Annotated in this window: 25 protein-coding genes; 7 read left to right on the forward strand and 18 right to left on the reverse strand. The window is 39.4% G+C overall.

The genetic code is table 11. The features are described 5' to 3' along the window. Positions 1–51 precede the first annotated feature (51 nt). Genes LU635_RS06315 through LU635_RS06325 form a run of 3 tightly spaced genes read left to right on the forward strand, consistent with a single transcriptional unit; the run spans position 52 to position 1,198 of the window. Positions 52–465, forward strand: a complete 414-nt coding sequence (locus tag LU635_RS06315) for a hypothetical protein (protein ID WP_240097317.1) — start codon at positions 52–54, stop codon at positions 463–465. Positions 466–519: 54 nt separating this feature from the next. Continuing rightward, a complete protein-coding gene (locus LU635_RS06320) occupies positions 520–867 on the forward strand; it encodes a hypothetical protein (RefSeq protein ID WP_240097320.1) in 348 nt (115 codons plus the stop codon). Positions 868–877: 10 nt separating this feature from the next. Beyond that, the gene (locus LU635_RS06325) at positions 878–1,198 is read left to right on the forward strand and encodes a gamma-glutamylcyclotransferase family protein (protein ID WP_240097322.1); all 321 of its coding nucleotides are present in this window, start codon (positions 878–880) and stop codon (positions 1,196–1,198) included. 1 nt (position 1,199) lies between these two features. On the opposite strand, the gene LU635_RS06330 is transcribed toward LU635_RS06325, so the two are convergent. Next, complete coding sequence (locus tag LU635_RS06330; RefSeq protein ID WP_240097324.1) at positions 1,200–1,664, reverse strand: CBS domain-containing protein; 465 nt, start codon at positions 1,662–1,664, stop codon at positions 1,200–1,202. Positions 1,665–1,789: 125 nt separating this feature from the next. On the opposite strand from LU635_RS06330, the gene LU635_RS06335 reads away from it, so the two are divergent. Next, positions 1,790–4,111 carry a M20/M25/M40 family metallo-hydrolase gene (locus LU635_RS06335; protein WP_240097326.1) on the forward strand — a complete coding sequence of 774 codons (2,322 nt, stop codon included), beginning with the start codon at positions 1,790–1,792 and terminating at the stop codon, positions 4,109–4,111. A 1-nt stretch (position 4,112) separates the two neighbouring features. Further along, positions 4,113–4,916 (forward strand): NAD(P)H-binding protein, encoded by an 804-nt coding sequence (locus LU635_RS06340; RefSeq protein WP_240097328.1) that lies wholly within the window; start codon positions 4,113–4,115, stop codon positions 4,914–4,916. Between the two features lie 5 nt (positions 4,917–4,921). On the opposite strand, the gene LU635_RS06345 is transcribed toward LU635_RS06340, so the two are convergent. The 14 genes from LU635_RS06345 to LU635_RS06410 form a co-directional block, all read right to left on the reverse strand. Beyond that, positions 4,922–5,530, reverse strand: a complete 609-nt coding sequence (locus tag LU635_RS06345) for a hypothetical protein (RefSeq protein ID WP_240097330.1) — start codon at positions 5,528–5,530, stop codon at positions 4,922–4,924. A gap of 162 nt (positions 5,531–5,692) precedes the next feature. Further along, complete coding sequence (locus LU635_RS06350) at positions 5,693–6,418, reverse strand: hypothetical protein (RefSeq protein WP_240097332.1); 726 nt, start codon at positions 6,416–6,418, stop codon at positions 5,693–5,695. Between the two features lie 69 nt (positions 6,419–6,487). Further along, positions 6,488–7,708, reverse strand: a complete 1,221-nt coding sequence (gene hflX / locus LU635_RS06355) for a GTPase HflX (protein WP_240097334.1) — start codon at positions 7,706–7,708, stop codon at positions 6,488–6,490. Between the two features lie 134 nt (positions 7,709–7,842). Continuing rightward, entirely contained in the window at positions 7,843–8,745 is a 903-nt protein-coding gene (locus LU635_RS06360; RefSeq protein WP_240097336.1) for a DUF3078 domain-containing protein, read from the reverse strand. Next, positions 8,742–9,260, reverse strand: a complete 519-nt coding sequence (locus LU635_RS06365) for a DUF2480 family protein (protein WP_240097337.1) — start codon at positions 9,258–9,260, stop codon at positions 8,742–8,744. Before LU635_RS06365 ends, LU635_RS06360 begins: the two co-directional genes overlap by 4 nt. A gap of 9 nt (positions 9,261–9,269) precedes the next feature. Beyond that, positions 9,270–9,593, reverse strand: coding sequence for a DUF59 domain-containing protein (locus LU635_RS06370; RefSeq protein WP_240097339.1), 324 nt, complete (start codon positions 9,591–9,593; stop codon positions 9,270–9,272). A gap of 1 nt (position 9,594) precedes the next feature. Further along, complete coding sequence (locus LU635_RS06375) at positions 9,595–10,017, reverse strand: SufE family protein (RefSeq protein WP_240097341.1); 423 nt, start codon at positions 10,015–10,017, stop codon at positions 9,595–9,597. Positions 10,018–10,125: 108 nt separating this feature from the next. Then, positions 10,126–11,364 carry an aminotransferase class V-fold PLP-dependent enzyme gene (locus LU635_RS06380; protein WP_240097343.1) on the reverse strand — a complete coding sequence of 413 codons (1,239 nt, stop codon included), beginning with the start codon at positions 11,362–11,364 and terminating at the stop codon, positions 10,126–10,128. Positions 11,365–11,388: 24 nt separating this feature from the next. Next, positions 11,389–12,702: a Fe-S cluster assembly protein SufD gene (gene sufD, locus LU635_RS06385; RefSeq protein ID WP_240097344.1), complete on the reverse strand. Its 1,314-nt coding sequence runs from the start codon at positions 12,700–12,702 to the stop codon at positions 11,389–11,391. A 90-nt stretch (positions 12,703–12,792) separates the two neighbouring features. After that, positions 12,793–13,545, reverse strand: a complete 753-nt coding sequence (gene sufC / locus LU635_RS06390; protein ID WP_240097775.1) for a Fe-S cluster assembly ATPase SufC — start codon at positions 13,543–13,545, stop codon at positions 12,793–12,795. 49 nt (positions 13,546–13,594) lie between these two features. After that, complete coding sequence (locus tag LU635_RS06395) at positions 13,595–13,981, reverse strand: hypothetical protein (protein WP_240097346.1); 387 nt, start codon at positions 13,979–13,981, stop codon at positions 13,595–13,597. Between the two features lie 22 nt (positions 13,982–14,003). Continuing rightward, positions 14,004–15,449, reverse strand: a complete 1,446-nt coding sequence (gene sufB / locus LU635_RS06400) for a Fe-S cluster assembly protein SufB (RefSeq protein WP_240097348.1) — start codon at positions 15,447–15,449, stop codon at positions 14,004–14,006. A 187-nt stretch (positions 15,450–15,636) separates the two neighbouring features. Further along, on the reverse strand, positions 15,637–15,735 hold the full coding sequence (locus LU635_RS17260) for a four helix bundle protein (RefSeq protein ID WP_341482119.1): 99 nt from the start codon (positions 15,733–15,735) through the stop codon (positions 15,637–15,639). A 136-nt stretch (positions 15,736–15,871) separates the two neighbouring features. Beyond that, positions 15,872–16,201 (reverse strand): HesB/IscA family protein, encoded by a 330-nt coding sequence (locus tag LU635_RS06410; protein ID WP_240097350.1) that lies wholly within the window; start codon positions 16,199–16,201, stop codon positions 15,872–15,874. 224 nt (positions 16,202–16,425) lie between these two features. On the opposite strand from LU635_RS06410, the gene thiL reads away from it, so the two are divergent. Then, positions 16,426–17,481: a thiamine-phosphate kinase gene (gene thiL / locus LU635_RS06415; protein WP_240097352.1), complete on the forward strand. Its 1,056-nt coding sequence runs from the start codon at positions 16,426–16,428 to the stop codon at positions 17,479–17,481. Here thiL and LU635_RS06420 read toward each other — a convergent pair. The 3 genes from LU635_RS06420 to LU635_RS06430 all read right to left on the reverse strand — a co-directional run bounded on the left by LU635_RS06420 (position 17,478) and on the right by LU635_RS06430 (position 19,953). After that, complete coding sequence (locus tag LU635_RS06420) at positions 17,478–17,729, reverse strand: hypothetical protein (protein WP_240097354.1); 252 nt, start codon at positions 17,727–17,729, stop codon at positions 17,478–17,480. The two genes, thiL and LU635_RS06420, sit on opposite strands and share 4 nt — an antisense overlap. A gap of 72 nt (positions 17,730–17,801) precedes the next feature. After that, positions 17,802–18,581 (reverse strand): alpha/beta fold hydrolase, encoded by a 780-nt coding sequence (locus LU635_RS06425; RefSeq protein WP_240097356.1) that lies wholly within the window; start codon positions 18,579–18,581, stop codon positions 17,802–17,804. Positions 18,582–18,660: 79 nt separating this feature from the next. After that, positions 18,661–19,953, reverse strand: a complete 1,293-nt coding sequence (locus LU635_RS06430; RefSeq protein WP_240097358.1) for an aminopeptidase P family protein — start codon at positions 19,951–19,953, stop codon at positions 18,661–18,663. Positions 19,954–20,072: 119 nt separating this feature from the next. Between LU635_RS06430 and LU635_RS06435 the strand changes: the two genes are divergently transcribed. After that, positions 20,073–22,991, forward strand: coding sequence for a VPS10 domain-containing protein (locus LU635_RS06435; RefSeq protein ID WP_240097360.1), 2,919 nt, complete (start codon positions 20,073–20,075; stop codon positions 22,989–22,991). Positions 22,992–23,000 lie beyond the last annotated feature (9 nt).

Genomic DNA, 23,000 nt, shown 5'->3' on the forward strand with positions numbered 1-23,000 from the left:
TTAAGCCATCTTAGTAACAGGCAGAGGAAAAAGATTGTAAACCCGGTTAAAATGAAAATAAAAATGAGAGCCTACATAAACTTATTATTTGCCATTCTATTTACACTGCTAAATGCTTCCTGTAATGACGATGATGTAGAAGTAGATTGTATTACCGGCGAGGTAGCCGTTATCAATGAAGTGGAGGCTCCCGAAACGGCAAAAGTTGGCGAGGTAGTATCTATAGATGTCACATTCTCTATGAAAAACACCTGTGGCAGCTTTGCGAAATTTAAGGAAAGTTCAACCGAAGAAGGAAAGATCATTGAAGTACTGGTTGATTACTTTGGCTGTACCTGCGGTCAGGCAATAATAGAAGATACTAAAACCTATGAATTCACCCCAGAATCTACAGGAGTCTACGAATTTAATTTTAGATCTTCTACTACAGAATTGATTACCATCAACATACAGGTAACCGAATAACTCCTCCATACTGGTTTTCAGCGGCATAATTCCATTTTTTATTTATATTTAGAAATGGAAAAAACCTGTCTGGAATGCGGTGAAAAAATAAGAGGCAGAACCGATAAAAAATTCTGTAGCGACTACTGCCGCAATTCCCACCACAATAAAGCTAACAAGGAAACCTCCAATCTGGTTAGGAATATCAATAATCTACTTCGTCGTAATCACCGTATCCTGGAAGAACTAAATCCAACAGGTAAAACCTCAGTGCCTAAAAGCAAGCTGCTTTCAAAAGGTTTCGATTTTGAACATTTTACCAGTATCTACACCACCAAAACTGGTAACCAGTATTACTTTGTATATGATCAGGGATATCTTAAGCTTGACCATGATTTTTATGCGCTGGTGAAAAGAAATTAACCACAGAACCATGGAAAACCTTTTTGTTTATGGAACTCTTCGGGATGAGAAGATTCGGCAAAACATTTTTGGGAGACGAATAAAAGGCCGGGAAGACCTGTTAGCCGGCTATGAAAAATACAGCATCAGAATACCGGACAATTCCTCGGGCAATTTCTACCCCGCAATAAGACCCTCCAAAAAAGAGAAAAGTACAGTAAAGGGTATGGTATTACGGCTAAAGGAAGAAGAGTTATCCATGGCAGACAGCTATGAAGGGAACTCTTATTTCCGTGAAAAGCTCAAACTGCAATCAGGAATTATTGCCTGGGCATATATTGGTAAAAAATAAATTAATGCCAGTTCTGACCCTTGAGCAGCAATGCGGCCTTCAGAACATCTCTCTGACTTATCTGCCCTATAAGCTTTCCATTTTCCACAATTGGGAATCGACGGAACTTCAATTCGATGAATTTTTTAGCGGCATCAAGAACGTTCATATTACCATCGATAGTCTCCACCTTACAATTCATTCGTTTTCCTGCGGTAAGATCAGTCATAGGCATATTATAATAGCGACTGTCTGAGATCTGTTTCATGCAGTCTCCTTCAGAGATTATTCCAAGCAATTCATGCCTTTCATTCACCACGCAGCCTCCGGAAATACCATGTTTGATAAGCTTTTCCATAACATCCATAATATTCTCATTTTCCCTGAAGGTAACCAGGTCTGAAGTCATATAATCCTTTACTGAAATTGGCACTTCAGCAGGCTTCTCCGGCTCTGCCCTTTTTCCTGTGAAACTCTTTATTCCCATTTTTTCAAGCTTTTTATTCTTAATTACTTAAATATACTAATTTTTAGTTTATGCTTAGTCTGCTAATTTTGATAACCGGAATAATCAAAAAACTTGGTTAACTTTAAGACTCTGAATCTAATTGCATGAATAACAAGTTTACCGGCTTATTCGCCTTCCTACTTATCATTATTCTGGTTTGGTTAAATTTCAATTTCGATCAGCCAGACTTTGAACCCGATAAAAATATTTCTCAAACCCATTTTTCCACTTCCCGCGCCTTTGAACATGTAAAGGCTATTGCTGAAGAACCGCATTACCTTGGCAGTCCTGCCCATAGCAAGGTTAGAAATTATATCGTAGAGCAACTACAGAAAATGGGTCTTGAAGTTCAAACGCAGGAGGGGTATAACCTTAACGCGACAGGTGTACTGGCAAAACCTCAAAATATCCTTGCACGAATGGAAGGTACAGGAGAAGGAGATGCCCTGGTGCTAATGAGCCATTACGACAGTGCTACTCACTCTTCGTTTGGCGCCAGTGATGCAGGTAGCGGGGTTGCTACCATTCTGGAGGGAATAAGGGCTTTCATGGCAAAAAATTCCACACACAGGAATGATATTATCCTGCTTTTTACCGATGCTGAAGAATTAGGTCTCAATGGAGCTGCTTTGTTTATCGAGGATCATCCCTGGGCCAAAGATGCAAAACTGGCACTGAACTTTGAAGCCCGCGGGAGCGGAGGCAACCCATTTATGCTATTGGAAACCAATGGAAAGAATGCCAGGCTGATCGAGGCTTTTAAAGAAGCAGACCCTGATTATCCAGTCACTAATTCCCTTGCCTATAGTATCTATAAAATGCTTCCAAACGATACAGACCTTACCGTATTGAGTGAAAAAGCCGATATCAATGGCTATAATTTTGCTTTTATAGACGATCATTATGATTATCATACAGCTAACGATATTCCCGAAAACCTGGATATGGAAACCCTGGCTCATCAGGGGAGTTATTTGATGCCTCTTCTTAGTTACTTTAGCAATCATGATCTTAACAATCTCTCGAGCGACAGAGACCTCATTTATTTGAGTCTGCCATTCGGAGAGTTTTTTACGTATCCATTTGACTGGATCATGCCAATGGTGGTCCTGGCAATTATCATTTTCCTGGGACTTATCGTCTATGGTTTCAAAAGAGAAAGACTTAAACTGAAAGCAATTTTGCTTGGCTTCCTTCCACTAATCCTGAACCTTGCGATTTCAGGTTTGTTAATGTGGGCCTTCTGGCAATTCTGCCTGTATATTTATCCTGAATATTCCGAAATGGAACAGGGCTTTACCTATAACGGGTACTGGTACATTGGGGTTTCCATTTTTCTGGCGCTTTCAATAAGCTTTTTACTTTATCATGTTTTTAGAAAAAAAGTAAAAGGAGCCTCTGTTTTTATAGCTCCCCTATTCCTCTGGCTGTTCCTTTGCGCGCTTATCGCCGTATATTTGAAGGGAGCTTCCTATTTCATTATCCCGGTTTACTTCGGATTGCTACAGTTGTTTGTAATGATAAGGCAGAAGAAGCCGAACCGTCTCCTAATGGCATTATTATCGGCTCCGGCCATATTTTTACTCCTGCCCTTTATCTGGAGCCTGCCGGTGGCATTAGGATTGAAAATGCTTTTTGTAACCGCTATCCTGGTTTGTTTATTATTCTCTTTGTTTATCCCTGTCTTCACCTATTTTAGGAAACTCAGGCCTTTTGCTGTGCTTTGCTTTCTGATTTTTAATATTCTCGTTTTTACTGCCCATTTCTATTCAGATTTCAATACAGAACGTCCTAAGCCGAACAGTCTGGTTTATTTGAAAGACCTCGATAAAAACGCTGCTACATGGTATTCTTACGATCAGCTTATAGATGAATGGACCGCAGACTTTTTTGGTGAGGATCCTGTTGTGAAATCTTCTACTGAGCCGAATTTTAGTAGTAAATATCGAAGTGGCTTCAAATTCAGGAATGAGGCACCTCTAATCCCCATTCCCGAACCCGGAATAATTCTTGAAAAGCAAGGTAAAGACAGTCTTCAAAATCAAAAATACTCGCTGAAGATAGCACCAAATAGACCCATTAACCGAATAGATTTATATGAAATAAAGGATGTAGATTTTAAGGATTTCCGGGTCAACCAACTTGAAGCCGGGGAAATTTATCTTGGGGAGAATGCATTTCATATATTCAAAAGACGTTGGAAGGAAAGATTACTCACCTATTATGCCGCTAACCAGGATACCCTGAGAATTGAATTCACTATAGGTAAAGAAGACAAACCAGAATTTGTACTTTACGAATCGGCATACGATCTCATAGCAAATAAAGAATTAAAGGTTTCGGAGCGGCCGGAAGATATGATCCCAAAGCCATTTGTTCTGAACGATGCCACAATTTTAAAGAAAATAATAAGCTTAAAAAATTAGGATGAAAATTGCAATACTGGGATGTGGATGGCTTGGACTGGAGCTGGGAAAAAGATTGAGAGAAAAGAACCACCAAGTAAAAGGTTCGGTGACAAGAATGGAGAGAATGGGAGAATTAAGAACTGCCGGACTCATACCTTACTCAATAAAACTTTACGAAAAGGGCGTGCAGGGAGATATTCGTTCTTTTCTTTCAGGAGTTAGTATTCTTATAGTGGATATCCCCCCCGGGCTTCGGAAAAACCCTGAGATCGATTTTGTAAAGAAGATCAGGAATCTTATTCCCTATATTGAAAAGTCAAATGTGCAAAAAGTGATTTTTACAAGTTCTACATCGGTCTATGAGGATACCGAAGACTTTCCCGTGTATACTGAAGAAGATAAAACCGATAATTCGAACAATACTGCCATACAACTTCGAAACACCGAGCTGCTTTTTTTGAACAACGAAAACTTTGACGCCTCCATTCTAAGGTTTGGTGGCTTAATTGGGAATAAAAGACATCCGATAAAACATCTTTCGGGTAGGAAGAAAATCAAAAATCCGGATTCCCCAATAAACCTGGTTCATCAGGAAGACTGTATTTCGGCTATTCTGAAATTGATGGAAAAACAAGAGGACAATTCGGTCTGGAACGTGGTTTATCCGGAACATCCATCAAAAGAAGAATATTATTCGAATATCGCCTTAGAAAAAGGATTGCCAAAACCGGAATTCGACCATTCCAAAACATCAATAGGAAAAAAGATAAGTTCAGAAAAACTCATAAATGAACTGGATTATAAATTTACCACTCCAATTTGATAAGTTTAATTTTCAATTGGGTCTTCAAGAAATGCCCCGAATTTTCCGGAAATTTCAATCAATGAATTGTGATCATCTAGATTATAGGCCGTAAGCACAAATTCTCCTTCAATAATCTCATCTGAAACATTTGTAATCGTATAAGTCCCCATTGCGGGATCTCCATCCATTTTAATATCTGAATACCACGCGGTTACATCATCCCAGTAATAGCACCAGCTGTTAGTCAAGCCATCTCCAGTATAATATTCACCCGTTCCATTATAGAAACAGAGTTGAAAACCAAACACCTGATCTGAATCCTTTTCAGGATAAGCGAAGAAAAAAAGTGAAGTAACTCCACTTTTAGGATTGACCTTTATATATGCTTCAATAAATTCGGGGTTATAAGCATTAAACTGTACTCCACCAACCACTGAATAGAAATATTCTTCAAAGCCTGTCGCAGGCTTAGTGTTAGGATCAGTCTGGTTAGAATTTTCTTCAGTATTATTAACCGGTGTTTCTATAACTTCCGATCCTGTTTCTAATTCAGAAGATATATCTTCAGACTGGCATGACAAAACCATAAGAAGAAGAAGAAAAAAGACAGATAATCTGTAATAAAAATACATAACCCTAGAGTTTAGATTGAACAAACTGCAGGGTCTTAAGAATATTAAGATAAAACTTTACATGTTGATTTTCAATGTTTTATAAGTTTTTTCGATAAAATCCTAAAAAAATCAGCCCCAAGTGAAGCTGATCCTTAAAGAGTTCAAATTTTTCTTACTTATTTATGGATTATAAGCTTCATCATAGGGTGACCAGATCTCGTACATGGGGTCTCCCTTTGAGCTTTTTCCTGAATGATGCCACTCTCCGTCTTTAACTTCATAATCAAAACCAAGACTGGCTCCTACCCTGCTATTGTCTCTGGAAAAGAATTCAATATTTTCGGTATACTTACCATCCTTAGCCATATAAGTTCCTCCACCAGTACCAAAGAATTCACGTGTCTCTGAATTAAAGGCAACCCACTGGAAACGGTCTCCTCCAAGGATCTTGATGGTCCTTCTATCCCCGGGCGTCATACGGTTCAGTTCTCCATCTCTTTTTCTTCCCGTGATTACCCAGTTACCGCTCAGGTCAGTTTCATTATCTGAAATTCGCTCCCATATTTCATCCTGGGTAACATCATTGATCTCGATCTTATTATTTCCCTCCATAAAAGTGAGCTTGGGATCCAGAGTTTCTCCAATCGTCTCAGGGTTCTTGGTATCAAAATCCAGAGTTTCAGTATAATCCCCCATCTCATATTCGCCTCCCAGCGCCCATAAGAATTCATTAGAGCCCAATTTCTTGGCTCCCTCAGCAAAATATCCATCCTGATAGATTCTTACAACTTCCTTATCGGCTATCTTTTTTCCATTTTTCTCAATAAGCTTCCAGGAACCTTCCAGTGACTGGGCATAGATCACGGTACTAAATAGGAAAACTAATAATAGGATTATTCTTTTCATGATTTATAAGTATTTGATTCTTATAAATTTAAAAAGAATAGCTTCAAATATCGTTAAAGCTTTATTAAGCTACTTTTTCTCTCCGTATTTATCGTATTCAGGATACAGGAAGTTATTGTATGGGAAACGGGTGATGTGTATCTCCCTTACGGCTTCGTATACTTTTCTTCGGAAATCCTCGAGATTTTCCTTATTTAAAGCTGAAATGAAAAGCACATTGTCGCCAAGCCTGTTCATCCAGGTCTTTTTCCATTCTTTTAAGGAATAATGAGCTGAAGTTTTTTCAGTGATCAAATCATCTTCATCCAGCTTCTCTGGTTTATAGGCATCTATTTTATTGAAGACCATCAAAGTAGGTTTTCCAATAGCCTCAATTTCAGTGAGAATCTGATTCACAGAATCTATATGTTCCTCAAAATTCGGGTGGGAAATATCTACCACATGCAATAGCAAATCGGCTTCCCTTACCTCATCAAGGGTAGATTTAAAGGATTCTACAAGCTGTGTGGGCAGCTTTCTGATAAATCCAACCGTATCACTTAGCAGGAACGGTAAATTACGTATTACGACCTTTCTAACCGTGGTATCGAGTGTTGCAAAAAGTTTATTCTCCGCAAAGACATCGCTTTTACTTATTACGTTCATTAATGTGGATTTACCCACATTGGTATATCCTACAAGGGCAACCCTTACCAACTGACCGCGGTTCCCCCTTTGAACTTCCATTTGCTTATCTATGGTAGCCAGTTTCTTTTTCAGCAAACTAATCTTATCACGAACTATCCTACGGTCGGTCTCGATCTCGGTCTCACCGGGACCACGCATTCCAATACCACCACGCTGTCTTTCGAGGTGGGTCCACATTCCGGCAAGTCTTGGGAGAAGATATTCATACTGAGCCAGCTCTACCTGTGTTCTGGCATAACTGGTCTTGGCTCTCTGCGCAAAAATATCAAGGATAAGACCGGTCCTGTCCAGGATCTTACATTTCAGGATCTTTTCTATGTTCTTTTGCTGGGCAGGAGAAAGTTCATCATCGAAGATCACTGCACCTATTTCCTCCTCTTTCACAAACTGGTGCACGTCTTCCATCTTACCCGATCCTATGAAGGTCTTCGGGTTAGGAACGTCCATTTTCTGGGTAAAACGTTTGATAACCTCACCACCGGCAGTATAGGTTAAAAACTCAAGTTCATCCAGATATTCATCAAGTTTATCTTCATCCTGTTCCCTGGTCACAATACCTATAAGAACGGCTCTTTCAAAGGATAAGTCGGTTTTTTCGATCATAAATACAAAGGTAATCAATAGATAGCTATTGCACTCCAGCCTTCCCTACTTCAACAAAAATTTAACTGAAAAGCAAAAGCCTGCAAAATTTATAAGTTTGCAGGCATCATATGAAATTTTAAATATGTGTATTTCTAGAATCCGTAATTAATTCCAAGCCCGAAAACTTCTCTTATTTGAAAAGCGCCTACGGCGTTATCATCATAAATAGCCTGGAACAGTAAATTTGCAGACAGGTAATCATTGATCCCCATTTCAAGATTCATCAAATAATCTATATCCACATTGCCTGGTTCTTCAAGATAATTCGAATAAAGGCTCAGAGAATTCTGCATATTCACATTTTCAAGTAACTCAAAATTTGCCAGCGCACTTAAAGAAGCTCCAAATTCAAATCTGGTGGTTTCCCCTGCGTCCACTCCAAAATAATCACCATCTACATAACCTGCACCAGTGGTGAATTTATCATCAACGATTATGAGTCTTGCCGTAGCCGGAGCGAGATTTATCATGAAATCATCACTCTTCTTCCACATAATGCCCGGTCCTGTTTGCAGATAGGCAGGAGAAAGAAAATGAGTGGTTTCAGTACGGATTGTTCCCCCTGTATCGGGATCTTCACTGAACTCATAACCTTTATCGAACTGTGTCCTGAAATTCAGAAACCAGGAATAATAGAAGTTGGTTTCTTTAATCTGTTTTCCGGCAATGGAATTAAGCTCAATCCTGTCGCTGGTCTTTCTGGCAAAATCATCGCCCTTTACTTTGGTAAGACCATAATTACCAAGGATTGTATTATCCCAGGTAAAATCATCCTTACGCAAATTGAATTTATAATTAAAATTGAGATTCCCGGCAATGCTGGAAGTTCCCCCACCGGTCCACTCTTTATTAAACGCAGATTGATTGAAAAGAAGCTGGATATTTCCTTCAGTATTCCATCCGTTTGGAGGTATAGAATCATTTTCTTTTTCATCCTGGGCCTTCACAATTCCTACAGATAAGAGGAAGAAAGCAACGAGTAGAAATTTCTTCATGGTTGTTTTTTTGGTTGTTTGTATAAAGGAACTGATGAACAGGCTTCTCCATACATAAGACTTTTTACTACGGGTTGAAGTTTTTTTATGATGAATAAATAGGCATTCTTAGGCACTGGTTTATTTGAGCAACCTTTAACAATAACCGGTTTGTCCTTTAAGTCTGAAACATCAAGTTTATCAATTACCTCCTGATACAAGTGACTTTCAAGATTCTCAAGATCCCCGATTACTACTTTTTTGGCATAAGGATGAAGATAAGTTGTAACCAGCATATATGCCCATGCAGGAACTATCGCATCTGTAGAACAGGTCAAGGCCACATAATGATCTTTATACCCGGACCAGTCATGTTCTTTTGCATGCTCCCTGAAATCCTTTTCACGCAGTACGAAACCTTCATATAACCACTCACTCAGGTCAAAGACTATCCGTTCACCTTTAGGATAATAGTCTTCCAGGTTAAAGGTTACCAGCTTACTTTCTGCTACCCGATTGATTATTCCTTCAGACATTTTCTAAAATTATAAAAGTCCAAGTTCCAGTTTTGCTCCTTCACTCATCAAATCCTGACTCCAGGGTGGATCAAAGGTTATTTCAACCTCACAATCCTTCACCATATCCAGGGATTTCACTTTCTCTTCAACTTCCATAGGAAGAGATTCTGCAACAGGGCAATTAGGAGTGGTAAGGGTCATTAGAATTTTCACATCATAATCTGTACTTACCATTACATCATAGATAAGCCCTAATTCATAGATGTCTACCGGAATCTCCGGGTCATAGATCGTTTTAAGAACGGTAACGATCTTTTCTCCCAGTTCCTGTGTATTTATTTCCTGTTCCATTTTAATTCAATTGAGTTTGGTATGCCACAGCATACATTTTAAGTTGTTTTATCATGCTTACAAGTCCGTTGGCCCTGGTTGGAGATAAGTGTTCCTTCAGCCCGATTTCATCGATAAAGGCAGTATCTGCCTCAATGATCTCGGAAGGGTGCTGATTCGAGAATACCCGAATTAAGATAGCTACTATCCCTTTCGTGATAATAGCGTCGCTATCTGCCGTAAATACCAGTTTATCCCCCTCCAGTTCAGCATGAACCCAAACCTTGCTTTGACAACCTTTAATAAGGTTTTCGTCAATTTTATATTTCTCATCTATCAGAGGCAACGACTTTCCCAGTTCTATCATATACTCATACCGCTGCATCCAGTCATCAAACATGGAAAACTCTTCTATAACCTCCTTTTGTTTCTCCTGTATCGTCATATATCAATTTTAAGCAAAAGTACAATAACCACTACTGCTATTCAACATTTTCTATAAATCCTAAGATAACGGCTATCGATTAAAAGCCTGAGAGTGATTAACTCTGTTCTATTGAAGCATCATCTTTGCCTTCTTCACAGCTTCAATAAAGCTATCTATCTCATCATGGCTATTATAAAAGGAGAAAGATGCTCTTACGGTCCCCGGAATTTTGAAGAAATCCATGACAGGCTGGGCACAATGATGACCGGTACGAACAGCTATTCCCATCTTATCCAGCAAAGTTCCTATATCATAAGGGTGAAGACCTTCAATATTGAAAGAGATAACAGCAGTTTTTTCTTCCGCTTCACCGTAAATCTTCATTCCCTCAATCTCTTTGAGTTTACCGGTGGCATACTCTAGGAGCTCATGTTCATAAGCAGCGATCTCATCAAAACCTATCTGGTTCATATAATCTATTGCGGCGCCAAAGGCTATACCTCCACATATATTAGGAGTGCCGGCCTCAAATTTATGAGGTAAACCAGCATAAGTAGTTTTCTCAAAAGATACCGTAGCGATCATCTCACCTCCTCCCTGATAGGGCGGCAGTTTCTCAAGCCAGGCTTCTTTTCCATATAAGATCCCAACTCCGGTTGGGCCGCACATTTTATGCGCCGAAGCCACATAAAAGTCTACATCCAGTGCCTGAACATCAGCTTTTATATGCGGAGCAGCCTGAGCTCCATCTATCAGCACGGCTGCGTTATTCGCATGGGCTTTTTCAATAATCTCTTTTATCGGATTCACACTTCCAAGCGCATTGGATACATGATTCACGAATACCAGCTTCGTATTTTCATTAATAAGCTTTTCATATTCCGAATAGATAAGCTCACCTTTAAGATTGATAGGGATTACCTTAAGAATGGCTCCGGTGCGTTCACATAACATCTGCCACGGCACTATATTAGAATGATGCTCCATCGCTGAAACAAGGATCTCATCACCCTCTTTCAAAAATTCCGAAAAACCACTGGCCACAAGGTTAATTCCGTGGGTGGTTCCAGAAGTAAAGATAATCTCATAAGGTTTTTCAGCATTGAAATGCTTCTGAAGCTTTATCCTGGCCTGCTCATACTTATCTGTAGCTTCTTGAGAAAGCGAATGAACCCCGCGATGTATGTTCGCATTATAATTGGAATAATAATCCACTATAACGTCTATAACCTGCTGTGGGGTCTGAGAGGTTGCGGCATTATCAAAATAAACTAAAGGATAGCCATTAACCTTGCGGTTAAGAATTGGAAAATCCTTGCGGATTTTTTCAACCTCAAAAGTCTTTGCCTGAGTTTGATGACGCATCCTAAATGGTTTTAGATATTAAAGTTATAGATTAAATCCAAGATCAACTTCAAGTTTTGAAGCGATAAGTTTGTTGATCCTTTTCTTAACTTCCGGGATCTTAACGCTTTCCAGCACATTGTTGGCAAAAGCGTACATTAAAAGACCACGAGCTTCCTTACGCGGAATCCCTCTTGACTGAAGATAGAACAAAGCTTCTTCATCCAGCTGACCAATGGTACAGCCATGACTACATCTCACATCATCTGCAAAAATCTCCAGCTGAGGCTTAGAATTAATGGTAGCCTTATCATCTGCAAGAATATTATTGTTAGACTGATAGGCATTTGTCTTTTGTGCTTCCTTTTCAACCACTACCTTTCCGTTAAAAACACCGGTAGACCTGTCTCCATAGATTCCTTTATAATCCTGATGGCTTTCACAGTTCGGTTCAATATGATGAACAAGGGTATTATGATCTACGTGCTGCTTATCTTCAATAATAGTCACGCCTTTCATGGTTGAATCTATACGCTCTCCCTTCTGATAGAAATTCAGATTGTTCCGGGTTAGTTTTCCACCAAAAGAAAATGTATGAACCGAAACTGCGCTTTCATCCTTTTGTTCTATAAAAGTATTGTCAATAAGTGAAGCTGAGTCTTTGTCGTTCTGAATCTTATAATAGTCCACTATTGCTCTCCTGTCTGCATAGATCTCAGTTAATGAGTTAGTGAGAACAGGATGATCTGTAAGGCTCTGATGTCTCTCGATGATCTGAACATGAGAATTCTCATCCACTACAACAAGATTTCGTGGCTGCAGAAGCAGGGCCGATTCATTTCCGGTAGCAAAATTGATGATCTGAATTGGCTTATCTGCCAGTTTATTCTTATGAATATGAATAAACGCTCCTTCTCTGGCAAAAGCAGTATTAAGAGAATTCAATCCTGATTTTGGTGCCACGCGGTTGAAGTAATTCTCAATTACAGGCCGGTATTTCTCATTGCTAAGCGCAGATGACATAAGGCATACGTCAATCTTATCATGAGTGGTTTGTGACAGATGAGAAGAAAAGATCCCATCTATAAAAACCAAATCGTACGTGTCTATATCATGAATAAAATACTTCTTGATATCACGATATTCTATCGCATCTTCTTTTTTAGGAAAAATGCTGTAATCATGCTTTAAGACAGAGTTAAGCGAAGTATATTTCCAATTCTCATCTTTTCGGTTTGGAAAACCAAGGCTTTCAAAATCTTTAATAGCCTGGTTCCTGATATCATCGATACCATTCTCTGTATCCAAACTTTCTTCAAAAGCGAAAAACGATGAGATAAGTTTATCTTTTAATTCCATTTTGTTCAATTTCAAATTCAAGGTTTATAACAAACTCTCCTTAAACTTATTCAAATATCAAATTGACGAATCTTCAAATTCTCAAATTGATTAAACTGTTTTTTCTTTCTTCACCCAGTCGTAACCTCTTTCTTCCAGTTCGTAGGCGAGTTCTTTCCCTCCAGATTTTACAATTTTACCATCCACCATCACATGCACCACATCCGGAACTATATAATTAAGCAATCTCTGGTAGTGAGTAATAAGCAATACTGCATTGTCTTCCCTGCGAAGTTTATTCACTCCATCTGCAACCACTCTAAGTGCATCGATATCCAAACCGGAATCTGTTTCATCCAGAATAGATAACTTAGGGTCCAGCATTGCCATTTGAAAGATCTCATTACGTTTCTTTTCTCCTCCTGAAAAACCTTCATTCAGTGAACGTGAAAGAAACTTTCGGTCTATCGCCAGCATCTCTGATTTTTCCCTTATTGCTTTCAACATTTCATTTGCAGGCATATCTTCTTTGCCATGTGCCTTGCGCTGTGCATTGATTGCCGTTTTGATGAAATTTGTCACCGATACTCCCGGAATTTCCACCGGATATTGAAAAGAAAGGAAAATACCTCTATGAGCTCTTTCTTCCGGATCAAGCTCGGTAAGATCTTCACCTTCAAAAAACATTTCTCCATCAGTCATTTCGTATTCTTCCCTGCCGGCAATCACAGAAGACAAAGTACTTTTCCCTGAACCGTTGGGCCCCATGATCGCATGAACCTCTCCCGGTTTGATCTCAAGGTCTATTCCTTTAAGTATTTCCTTATCTTCTATGCTGGCGTGTAAATTCTTTATTTTAAGCATTTCTATCGATTCTGAATCTGCCAATGGCAGAAGTTAAAATTTTCTTTTATTATTCTTTTATAGTGTCTGAAACAGTTTCTGCACTGGGAATTTCTATAATTTCCCTGATCTCAATAACTTCTTCCCATCCCTCTCGTTCAGGGTTTGGGAGTATCTTAGCTTTTACTGTTACCGGTATCATATCAAAATCATCTGATTTTAACGGAGCCACTTTACTGGCCAGTATTTTCGAGAGGGAATCCATAGTCACCCCATAGACAAAATTATCACCCCTTATTACCGCTGCATCAGTTCCGTAAACGATCTCTCCTGTTAACACCTGTATACTATCCGGTACTTTTTCGACCTCAGGTTGCTCCATCAGTTCCTTTCTTTCTTCATTCTGACAGGAGAAAAAAACCAGTGTTATTAATAATACTCCAAATAATCTCTTCATATCAATTTCACCGACAACTTAATTATCCTACCGAACCTTCGAGTGAAATTTCAAGTAATTTCTGTGCTTCTACTGCAAATTCCATAGGGAGTTTATTAAGAACTTCTTTACTGAAACCATTTACGATAAGGGCGATCGCCTTTTCGGTATCTATCCCTCTCTGGTTACAGTAAAAAATCTGATCTTCCCCTATCTTACTGGTAGTAGCCTCGTGCTCTACCTGTGCAGATTTATTTTTAACCTCGATGTACGGGAAAGTATGAGCCCCACATTTATTGCCCATAAGCAGGGAATCACATTGTGAAAAATTCCTTGCATTTTCTGCACGTGGATTTATTTGTACCAAACCGCGATATGAATTCTGAGAATTTCCGGCAGATATACCTTTTGAAATAATGGTACTCCTGGTATTTTTTCCAAGATGAATCATTTTTGTTCCTGTATCAGCCTGCTGAAAGTTATTCGTTACTGCAATGGAGTAGAATTCTCCCACAGAATTATCACCTTTCAAAATACAACTTGGGTATTTCCATGTAACTGCAGAACCCGTTTCCACCTGTGTCCAGGATATCTTGGCATTCTTCTCGCAAAGTCCTCTTTTTGTCACAAAGTTGAAAACTCCACCCTTACCTTCTTTATTCCCGGGGTACCAGTTTTGAACGGTACTGTATTTAATTTCGGCATCATCAAGAGCAATTAACTCTACAACAGCCGCGTGAAGCTGGTTTTCATCACGGGTTGGAGCCGTACAACCTTCCAGATAACTCACGTAACTTCCTGGCTCAGCAATCACAAGTGTTCTTTCGAACTGTCCTGTACCCGCCTGATTGATTCTAAAATAAGTTGATAGTTCCATTGGGCATCTTACACCCTTAGGAATATAACAGAAAGATCCGTCACTAAATACTGCAGAATTCAGCGCTGCATAAAAATTGTCCTTTTTAGGAACTACCGTACCAAGATATTTCTTTACCAGTTCAGGATGTTCCTGAATAGCTTCAGATATCGAACAGAATATAATTCCCTTTTCAGCCAGGGTCTTTTTAAAGGTAGTAGTAACAGAAACTGAGTCCATTACAACATCTACCGCTACTCCGGCCAGTTTCTTCTGTTCATCCAGAGAAATACCGAGTTTTTTAAAAGTATCCAGTAATTCAGGATCCACCTCATCCAAACTATCATATTTCGGTTTTTTATTTGGTGCCGAATAATATGAAATATTCTGAAAGTCCGGCTTCGGATAATTAACGTTCGCCCATTCCGGCTCGGTCATTTCTTCCCAGGCACGATATGCCTCCAGTCTCCATTCAGTCATCCATTCCGGTTCATTTTTCTTTTTTGAAATTGCCCGAACGATATCTTCATTTAAACCAACAGGAAAGGTATCAGATTCTATATCGGTATAAAATCCATACTCATACTCTTTGGTCTCGAGCTCTTTCTTTAAATCGTCTTCAGTATATGCCATAATTTGTTTTTAAAGTTGGAAGGTTAAATGTTATAAAGTTGAATGAAGGTTTTTGATCAACCCGCTAAGGAGTTTAGAAATTTCATTCGCTATTAAATTCAACCTTTCAAATTCATCGTTTTATATGTAGCTTAATCCAAAACCTGATAAGTTGATACCTCAATTCTCCAGCTAATGTCTTTACCATTCATAAAAAACGTATAAACTCTTTTATTGTCCCTCTTTCGAAAACTCCTGCGATATTTGAAGAAATCGAAATACTGGACCTCTCATTTGGCCTCTTTATTCAAAATCACTTTTGAATTGGCCGTTAATTGTTAAATTGTATATTTCAGAATTTAATTCCCTTCTTGTTAGCCTACAAATAGTTTCTTCAAAAGAATTAAATTTTGCCATGAACTTTTTCACTTTCCTCGTTGGACTTACAACGAAAAACTCTCTCCACATCCGCAGGTTCTCTGTGCATTCGGATTATTGAACACAAACCCCTTACCGTTTAAACCTCCCGAATATTCAAGGATGGTACCGGCCAGATAGAGCACACTGCGCTTATCAACAACGATCTTCACATTGTTATCTTCAAAAAGCTTATCTCCTTCGCTTTGGGCCTTATCGAACTTCAATTCGTATGACAAGCCAGAGCAACCCCCGCTCTTCACACCCACGCGAACGTAGTCTGCCTCAACACTGAAGCCCTCTTCACTCATCAAAGCTGAAATTTTCTTTTTAGCCTCTTCGCTAACTTTAATCATAAGTTATAAAGATTAATTCTAAATTGGGGACAAATATACTACAAAGCATGTGTTTTACCATAGACTAAGCATATGTTTTAAGAATTGAATTATAGAGTCCGCCAATCAAAAAATTCTGTTTTTTACCAATAAAATACTGATCAATTACTGTTCCTTAAAAGCTTTGTCATGTTTATTCTTCTTTGAAATTTATATGCTTACTTTTGCATTTTAAATGCAGGAACATGTTTGAGAATAGTCAGGAAAGCAGAACAAACCTTTCAGAATTAGGAGAATTTGGACTTATTGATCATCTTACCAAGAACTTTAGCCCCAGGCTAAAGTCCACAATAAAGGCTATTGGCGATGATGCAGCCGTATTGGATTTTGAAAATGAGCAAACCCTTATAAGCACTGATCTTCTAGTAGAAGGGGTTCATTTTGATCTTTCATATACGCCTCTAAAGCATCTAGGTTATAAAGCTGTGATGGTAAATCTTTCTGACATCTATGCAATGAATGGAACAGCAACACAAATAACTGTTTCGATTGCTGTTTCCAACCGTTTTCCAGTAGAAGCTCTTGAAGAATTATATTCGGGGATACACCTTGCCTCAAAAATATATAACGTAGATGTGGTTGGTGGCGACACCACCTCTTCCACTTCAGGCTTATTTATTAGTGTTACTGCACTTGGAGTCGCAGAAAAAGATGAAGTGGTATACCGCGAAGGAGCAAATCCAAATGATCTGCTGGTCCTAACCGGGGATCTTGGAGCTGCCTATATGGGATTACAGGTACTGGAACGCGAAAAGGAAGTTTTTAAAGCCAATCCAAATGCACAGCCCGACCTTGACCAGTACACTTACTTAATTGAAAGACAGCTTAAACCCGAGGCAAGGAAAGACATCCCGCCATTGCTGAAAAAACTTGAAGTAAAACCAACTTCCATGATCGATATAAGTGATGGACTCTCTTCTGAAATAATCCACTTATGCAAAAGTTCTAAGGTTGGAGCAAACCTGTTTGAAGAAAAGATTCCGCTAGACCCTGCCGTGATCTCTGTTTGCGAAGAATTTCAATTGGACAGCACAACTATTGCGTTAAGTGGTGGTGAGGACTATGAATTATTGTTCACAATCTCACAAAATGATTACGATAAGATAAAAGGGAATCCGCATTTAACAGTTATTGGCCATATGACCGAGGAAAAGGAAGGTATGCACCTTATCACACGGGCCGCTCAAAAACTTCCGCTAATTGCAAGGGGCTGGAATTCTATGGGCAACAAGGAAGATTAAGAAGCTTTTGCCAGGAATAAACGCTTACGTTTCTTATGGATCTTGGCAAGATAAGCATTGGTCTCCTTAAATTTAGGGGTTAGCCTTGCCAGAAGACCATCCGCAGTATCTGTCATCTCCATCCCGCACGTTTTACATTTATATTCATGTACGTGATTGGTAATGTTTTTTGACACTCTTAATTTATGACCGAAAATACTACAATGAACCTTCGCAAATGAAAATATTTTAGGGTTTACTTTTTTCATGGTAGGTTAAATTTCTGGTTTCTAGGTTTCTAAATTATAAAAAAAAGTTAATAGTCAGACAAAAAGCGTTAATTAATCGATAAAATGCATCGTTTGTACTAAATTTGATGAGTCTTCCATATACGAATTATGACCATTTCTCATCCTGTAAAACGCACACTCGGTCTCTCTTGAAATCCTTTCTATATCATTGATTTCCAGTATTGGATCCTCTTCGGAAGCTACTATGATCTTCTGGCCGTCAAAGCTTTTAAGCACTTCAAGATAATTTGTACGAATTTTCATACCTACTAAAGCAGCTTGTATATTTTTTCCCTTCATTTTAACAGCCCGGCATTTCAAATCTTCTATTTCTGTAGCAAATTCCCTCTTACTATTTTCCGAATAAAGATTTGAGATAGCCATTCTCACATAAGCCTTCTTATTTTCTCCGACCAGTTTAACAGATCTTTCACGAATTTTCCGCTTCTCAACAGAATCTTCAACCGGTGTTGAATTTATCAACATCACGCTCTTTACTATCATAGGAAAATTTTTTAGAAATTCCAAACTTACATACCCCCCCATGCTATGGCCAGCAATACTAATCTCAGACAGTTGAAGTGATAACAACACGTCTTTGACCACATCTGCCATCAGTTGCATGGAATGGATTTCTGCAATTCCTTCAGACTTTCCGTGACCGGGTAGATCTATGCAAATAATTTGCCGTTCTTTTTGCAAATCCTTAACAATTGATTCCCAGATATCTGAATCCTCCAGAAATCCGTGGAGTAAAACGAGTGGTACTTTTTTCCCCACCCCGTGTTTTTCAAAGTGGATTTTAGCACCATTATATATTATACTGCTCATAGCATATAAAAAAAGACCGCGAATCCAGAAGGTAATCCAGAAATTCACGGCCAGTATTAATTTTAGGGATTATTCCAGATCAGGAATTCATGATCTCCTCAATCTCCTCTACCTCTATGGGTATATTTCTCATTAAATTAAAAGGCTCTCCTTTTTCCTGAATTACCACATCGTCCTCAAGTCTTATCCCAAAACCTTCGTCAGGAATATAGATTCCCGGCTCCACGGTAAACACCTGGTTTGCCTTCATTGGTTCAGTCAGGATCCCATAATCATGAGTATCCAGACCTATATGATGGGATGTTCCATGCATGAAGTATTTCTTATAGGCAGGCCATTCCGGATCTTCATTCTTCACATCTGCCTTATCCAGTAGTCCAAGATCCAGCAATTCTGAAGTCATCATTTTACCAACCTCAACATGATATTCCTTCCACATAGCTCCAGGAACTAACAATTTTGTAGCTTCTTTTTTCACTTTATTTACCGCGTTATACACCTGCTTCTGCCTCTCAGTAAATCTTCCTGAAACCGGGATGGTTCTACTAAGATCACTGGAGTAATTGGCATATTCAGCTCCGGTATCTAGCAAAATGAGCTCTCCATCCTTACACTGCTGATTATTCTCGATATAGTGAAGTACACAAGCGTTCTTCCCGCTGGCGATAATTGGTGTATACGCAAAGCCTCTGGAACGGTTCCTTATCATTTCATGGTAATATTCTGCCTCGATTTCATATTCCCAGACCCCGGGCTTCACGAAATTTAGTGTTCGCCTGAAGGCCTTTTCGGTAATATCACAGGCCTTCTGCATCAGTTCAAGCTCTATAGGATCCTTTACAGATCTCAATCGTTGAAGAATAGGATTGGCTTTGGCCACCTGGTGCGCAGGATATTTCTCCTTACACCATTTTATGAAACGGTCATCCCTGGTTTCAGTTTTATGGGCCGCACGATAATGCTCATTTGTATTAAAATAAACGGTTTCGCATTGGGTCATTACCTCAAAGAAGATTTTTTCGAAATCCTTCATCCAGTATACGGTCTTTATCCCGCTAACTTCTAAGGCATCCTCTTTGGTTAATTTCGCACCCTCCCAAACAGCAATATGCTCATTGGTTTCAGTCAGAAAGAGAATCTCACGGTGTTTTTCCTCTGGCGCATCCGGGAACAACACCAATATACTTTCCTCCTGATCTACACCGCTTAAATAGAAAATATCCCTATTTTGCTGAAAAGGCATCGTACTATCAGCTCCTATGGGAAAAATATCGTTAGAATTAAAAACCGCAAGGCTCTTGGACTTCATCTGCCGCATGAAGTTTTCACGGTTCTTTATAAAGAGGTTTGAGTCGATTCTATCGTATTTCATAAATAAATCTTTTCGTTTTTTTCAAAATTAAAGGAATTAAATGCAATTGCTATAAAAGCGATTTAAAATTTCTAATAATACAAGGTTTTGCTATTTTTAGGCTCTCACTTTATAAAATCATGAAATACAACTACACATTTCTCAGTTTAATTCTTCTTTCTTTTTCAACTGTTCTTTCACAACAATCTGCGACTTCCGGCTCTGCCCTGAAGGCTGCTATTGAGAAAAAAGAAGAACTTACCCAAAGTTCAATTGTTAGGAACATTCCCCTAAAGAATATTGGCCCCACCGTCATGAGTGGCCGGATAACCGATTTCGCAGTAAATCCGGATGACCCAACAGAATTCTATGCAGCCTACGCTTCCGGCGGACTCTGGTACACGAATAATAACGGGACCACTTTTACTCCCGTAATGGATAACTCTCCTACGCAGAACATTGGAGATATTGCCGTGGACTGGAAAAATGGTACTATCTGGGTTGGAACCGGAGAAGTGAATGCGTCCAGATCTTCTTATGCAGGAATAGGTATACTGAAATCTGAAGACAAAGGCCAGACCTGGCAATTTATGGGTCTGCCAGATTCCCATCATATCAGCAGAATTCTTATCAATCCCGATGATCCTGAAGAGATCGTGGTGGGCGTAACCGGCCATTTATATTCTCCAAACAAGGAAAGAGGGATCTACAAAACCACTGACGGCGGAAAAACCTGGGGCAATAAACTATTTATAATTGAAGAGACCGGAATTATAGATGTTGCCGTAAATCCGGATAATTTCAACGAAATGTATGCTGCAGCCTGGGACAAGGATCGCAAAGCCTGGAATTTCAGGGAAAGCGGCGAGAACAGCGGTATCTACAAAAGTACCGATGCAGGTAATACGTGGACCAAAATCTCTACCAAAAACTCTGGTTTTCCAACCGGCGACGGAGTAGGGCGAATAGGTCTGGCCGTTTATGATGCAAATACCGTTTATGCTATTTTAGACAACCAGGACAGAAGAGAAAAAACCGAAGATGAAAAAGAAGAGGAAGATCTTCAGAAAGATGATTTCAAAAACATGAAAAAATCTGAGTTCCTAAAACTAGATGATGAAGAACTTGAAGCTTTTCTAAGAGACAATGATTTTCAGAAAAAATATACAGCCAGCTCTGTAAAAAATATGATCAGAGAAGACAAGGCAAAACCTGAAGACCTTTCTCTTTACCTGGAAGACGCCAACTCCCTTCTGTTTGATACTCCGGTGATCGGGGCACAGGTCTATAAAAGTACTGATGGCGGCAAGACCTGGAATATAACCCATGACGATTACCTGGACGATGTCTACTACAGTTATGGATATTATTTCGGGATGATACATGTTGATCCTCAAAATAAGGACGCCATTTATATTTACGGTGTACCAATTCTGAAATCTAAGGATGGTGGAAAAACCTTCAAATCTATAGATGCCGAAAATGTTCATGCCGATCATCACGCCCTTTGGATAAACCCAAATCGAAGCGGCCATCTTATCGATGGAAATGACGGCGGGATCAATATTTCCTACGATGATGGTGAAAACTGGATCAAGAACAACTCCCCTTCAGTTGGACAGTTTTATGCAATCAATATTGACAATCAGAGCCCATATCACGTATATGGAGGTTTACAGGACAACGGGGTGTGGGTTGGCCCACATAACAATGAAGAAAGCGTGGGCTGGGCAGCTTCCGGTGATTATGATTATGACCGACTTCTTGGCGGGGATGGAATGCAGGTAGAGATAGACAGCCGCAACTCTGATATTGTATACACCGGATTCCAGTTTGGAAATTATTTCAGAATAAACCGCAAGACCGGTGAGAGATTATATATTCATCCTAAACATGAATTAGGTGAAAGCCCGTATCGCTATAACTGGCAAACTCCAGTCCTGCTTTCTCCACATAACCAGGATATTCTCTATATGGGTGGAAATAAACTAATGCGAAGTATGGATCAGGGGGAGAACTGGACCGCTATCTCTGAAGATCTTACGGGAGGCGGCAAAAAAGGAGATGTACCCTATGGGACCCTGGCCACCGTTAGCGAATCTCCATTTCAGTTCGGATTGATCTATACCGGAAGCGATGACGGTTTTATTCATATCACAAAAAATGGAGGTGCTAGCTGGACCAGTATTGGAGAAGATCTTCCCGAAGATCTATGGATTTCAAGAGTGATCGCTTCAGAGCATTCTAAAGAAAGAGTTTATGCAACGCTAAATGGCTATAGATGGGACGATTTCAAACCTTATGTTTATGTTTCAGACAATTATGGAGAATCATGGACGGACATTAGTTCAAACCTGCCATTATCTCCTGTAAATGTTATAAGGGAAGATCCAGATAACGAAAATGTACTTTACCTGGGAACCGATAATGGGGTATTTGTATCACTAGACCGGGGCGAAAGCTGGCAGCCGTTCAGCACTAATTTCCCTCATGTTGCTGTACACGATCTAAGAGTTCATCCTAAAGAGATGGATCTTGTGGTAGGAACTCATGGCCGGTCTATATATATTGTAGATATCGCTGCGGTATCTGCTTTAAAGACCGAAGAATTGAAAGATGCACTGACGGTTTCTTCAGCCGAATCAATCCGCTTTTCTTCCAGATGGGGAAATTCTTATAGCAAGTGGATAGATCCGTTTGTACCTGAATTACCAATTACTTTCTATTCTGCTAAAGAAGGAAAAGCAACTGTTACAATACAATCTGAATCTGGGTTGCAGCTACAACAATTCCAGGTGGATGCTGATAAAGGCTTTAACACCACCAAATATGACCTTACAATTACCGAGGATGCTTCAAAAAAACTGGAGAAGGAGGATGAAAAACTAAATATGAAAAAGGCGGCCAACGAGAAGTTTTATATCCCCAGGGGAAAATATAGCATCAAGTTGGAAATTGGAGGTAAAAGCGCTGAGACCAAATTTGAAGTCACCGGCAATCCAAATCGAGAGAATCCGGTTCCTGAAGCCAAAGGAGAACCTGATATGGAATTCGATTAAAAATTAAAA

Source organism: Christiangramia crocea, from assembly GCF_022410465.1.
Lineage (GTDB): Bacteria > Bacteroidota > Bacteroidia > Flavobacteriales > Flavobacteriaceae > Christiangramia > Christiangramia crocea.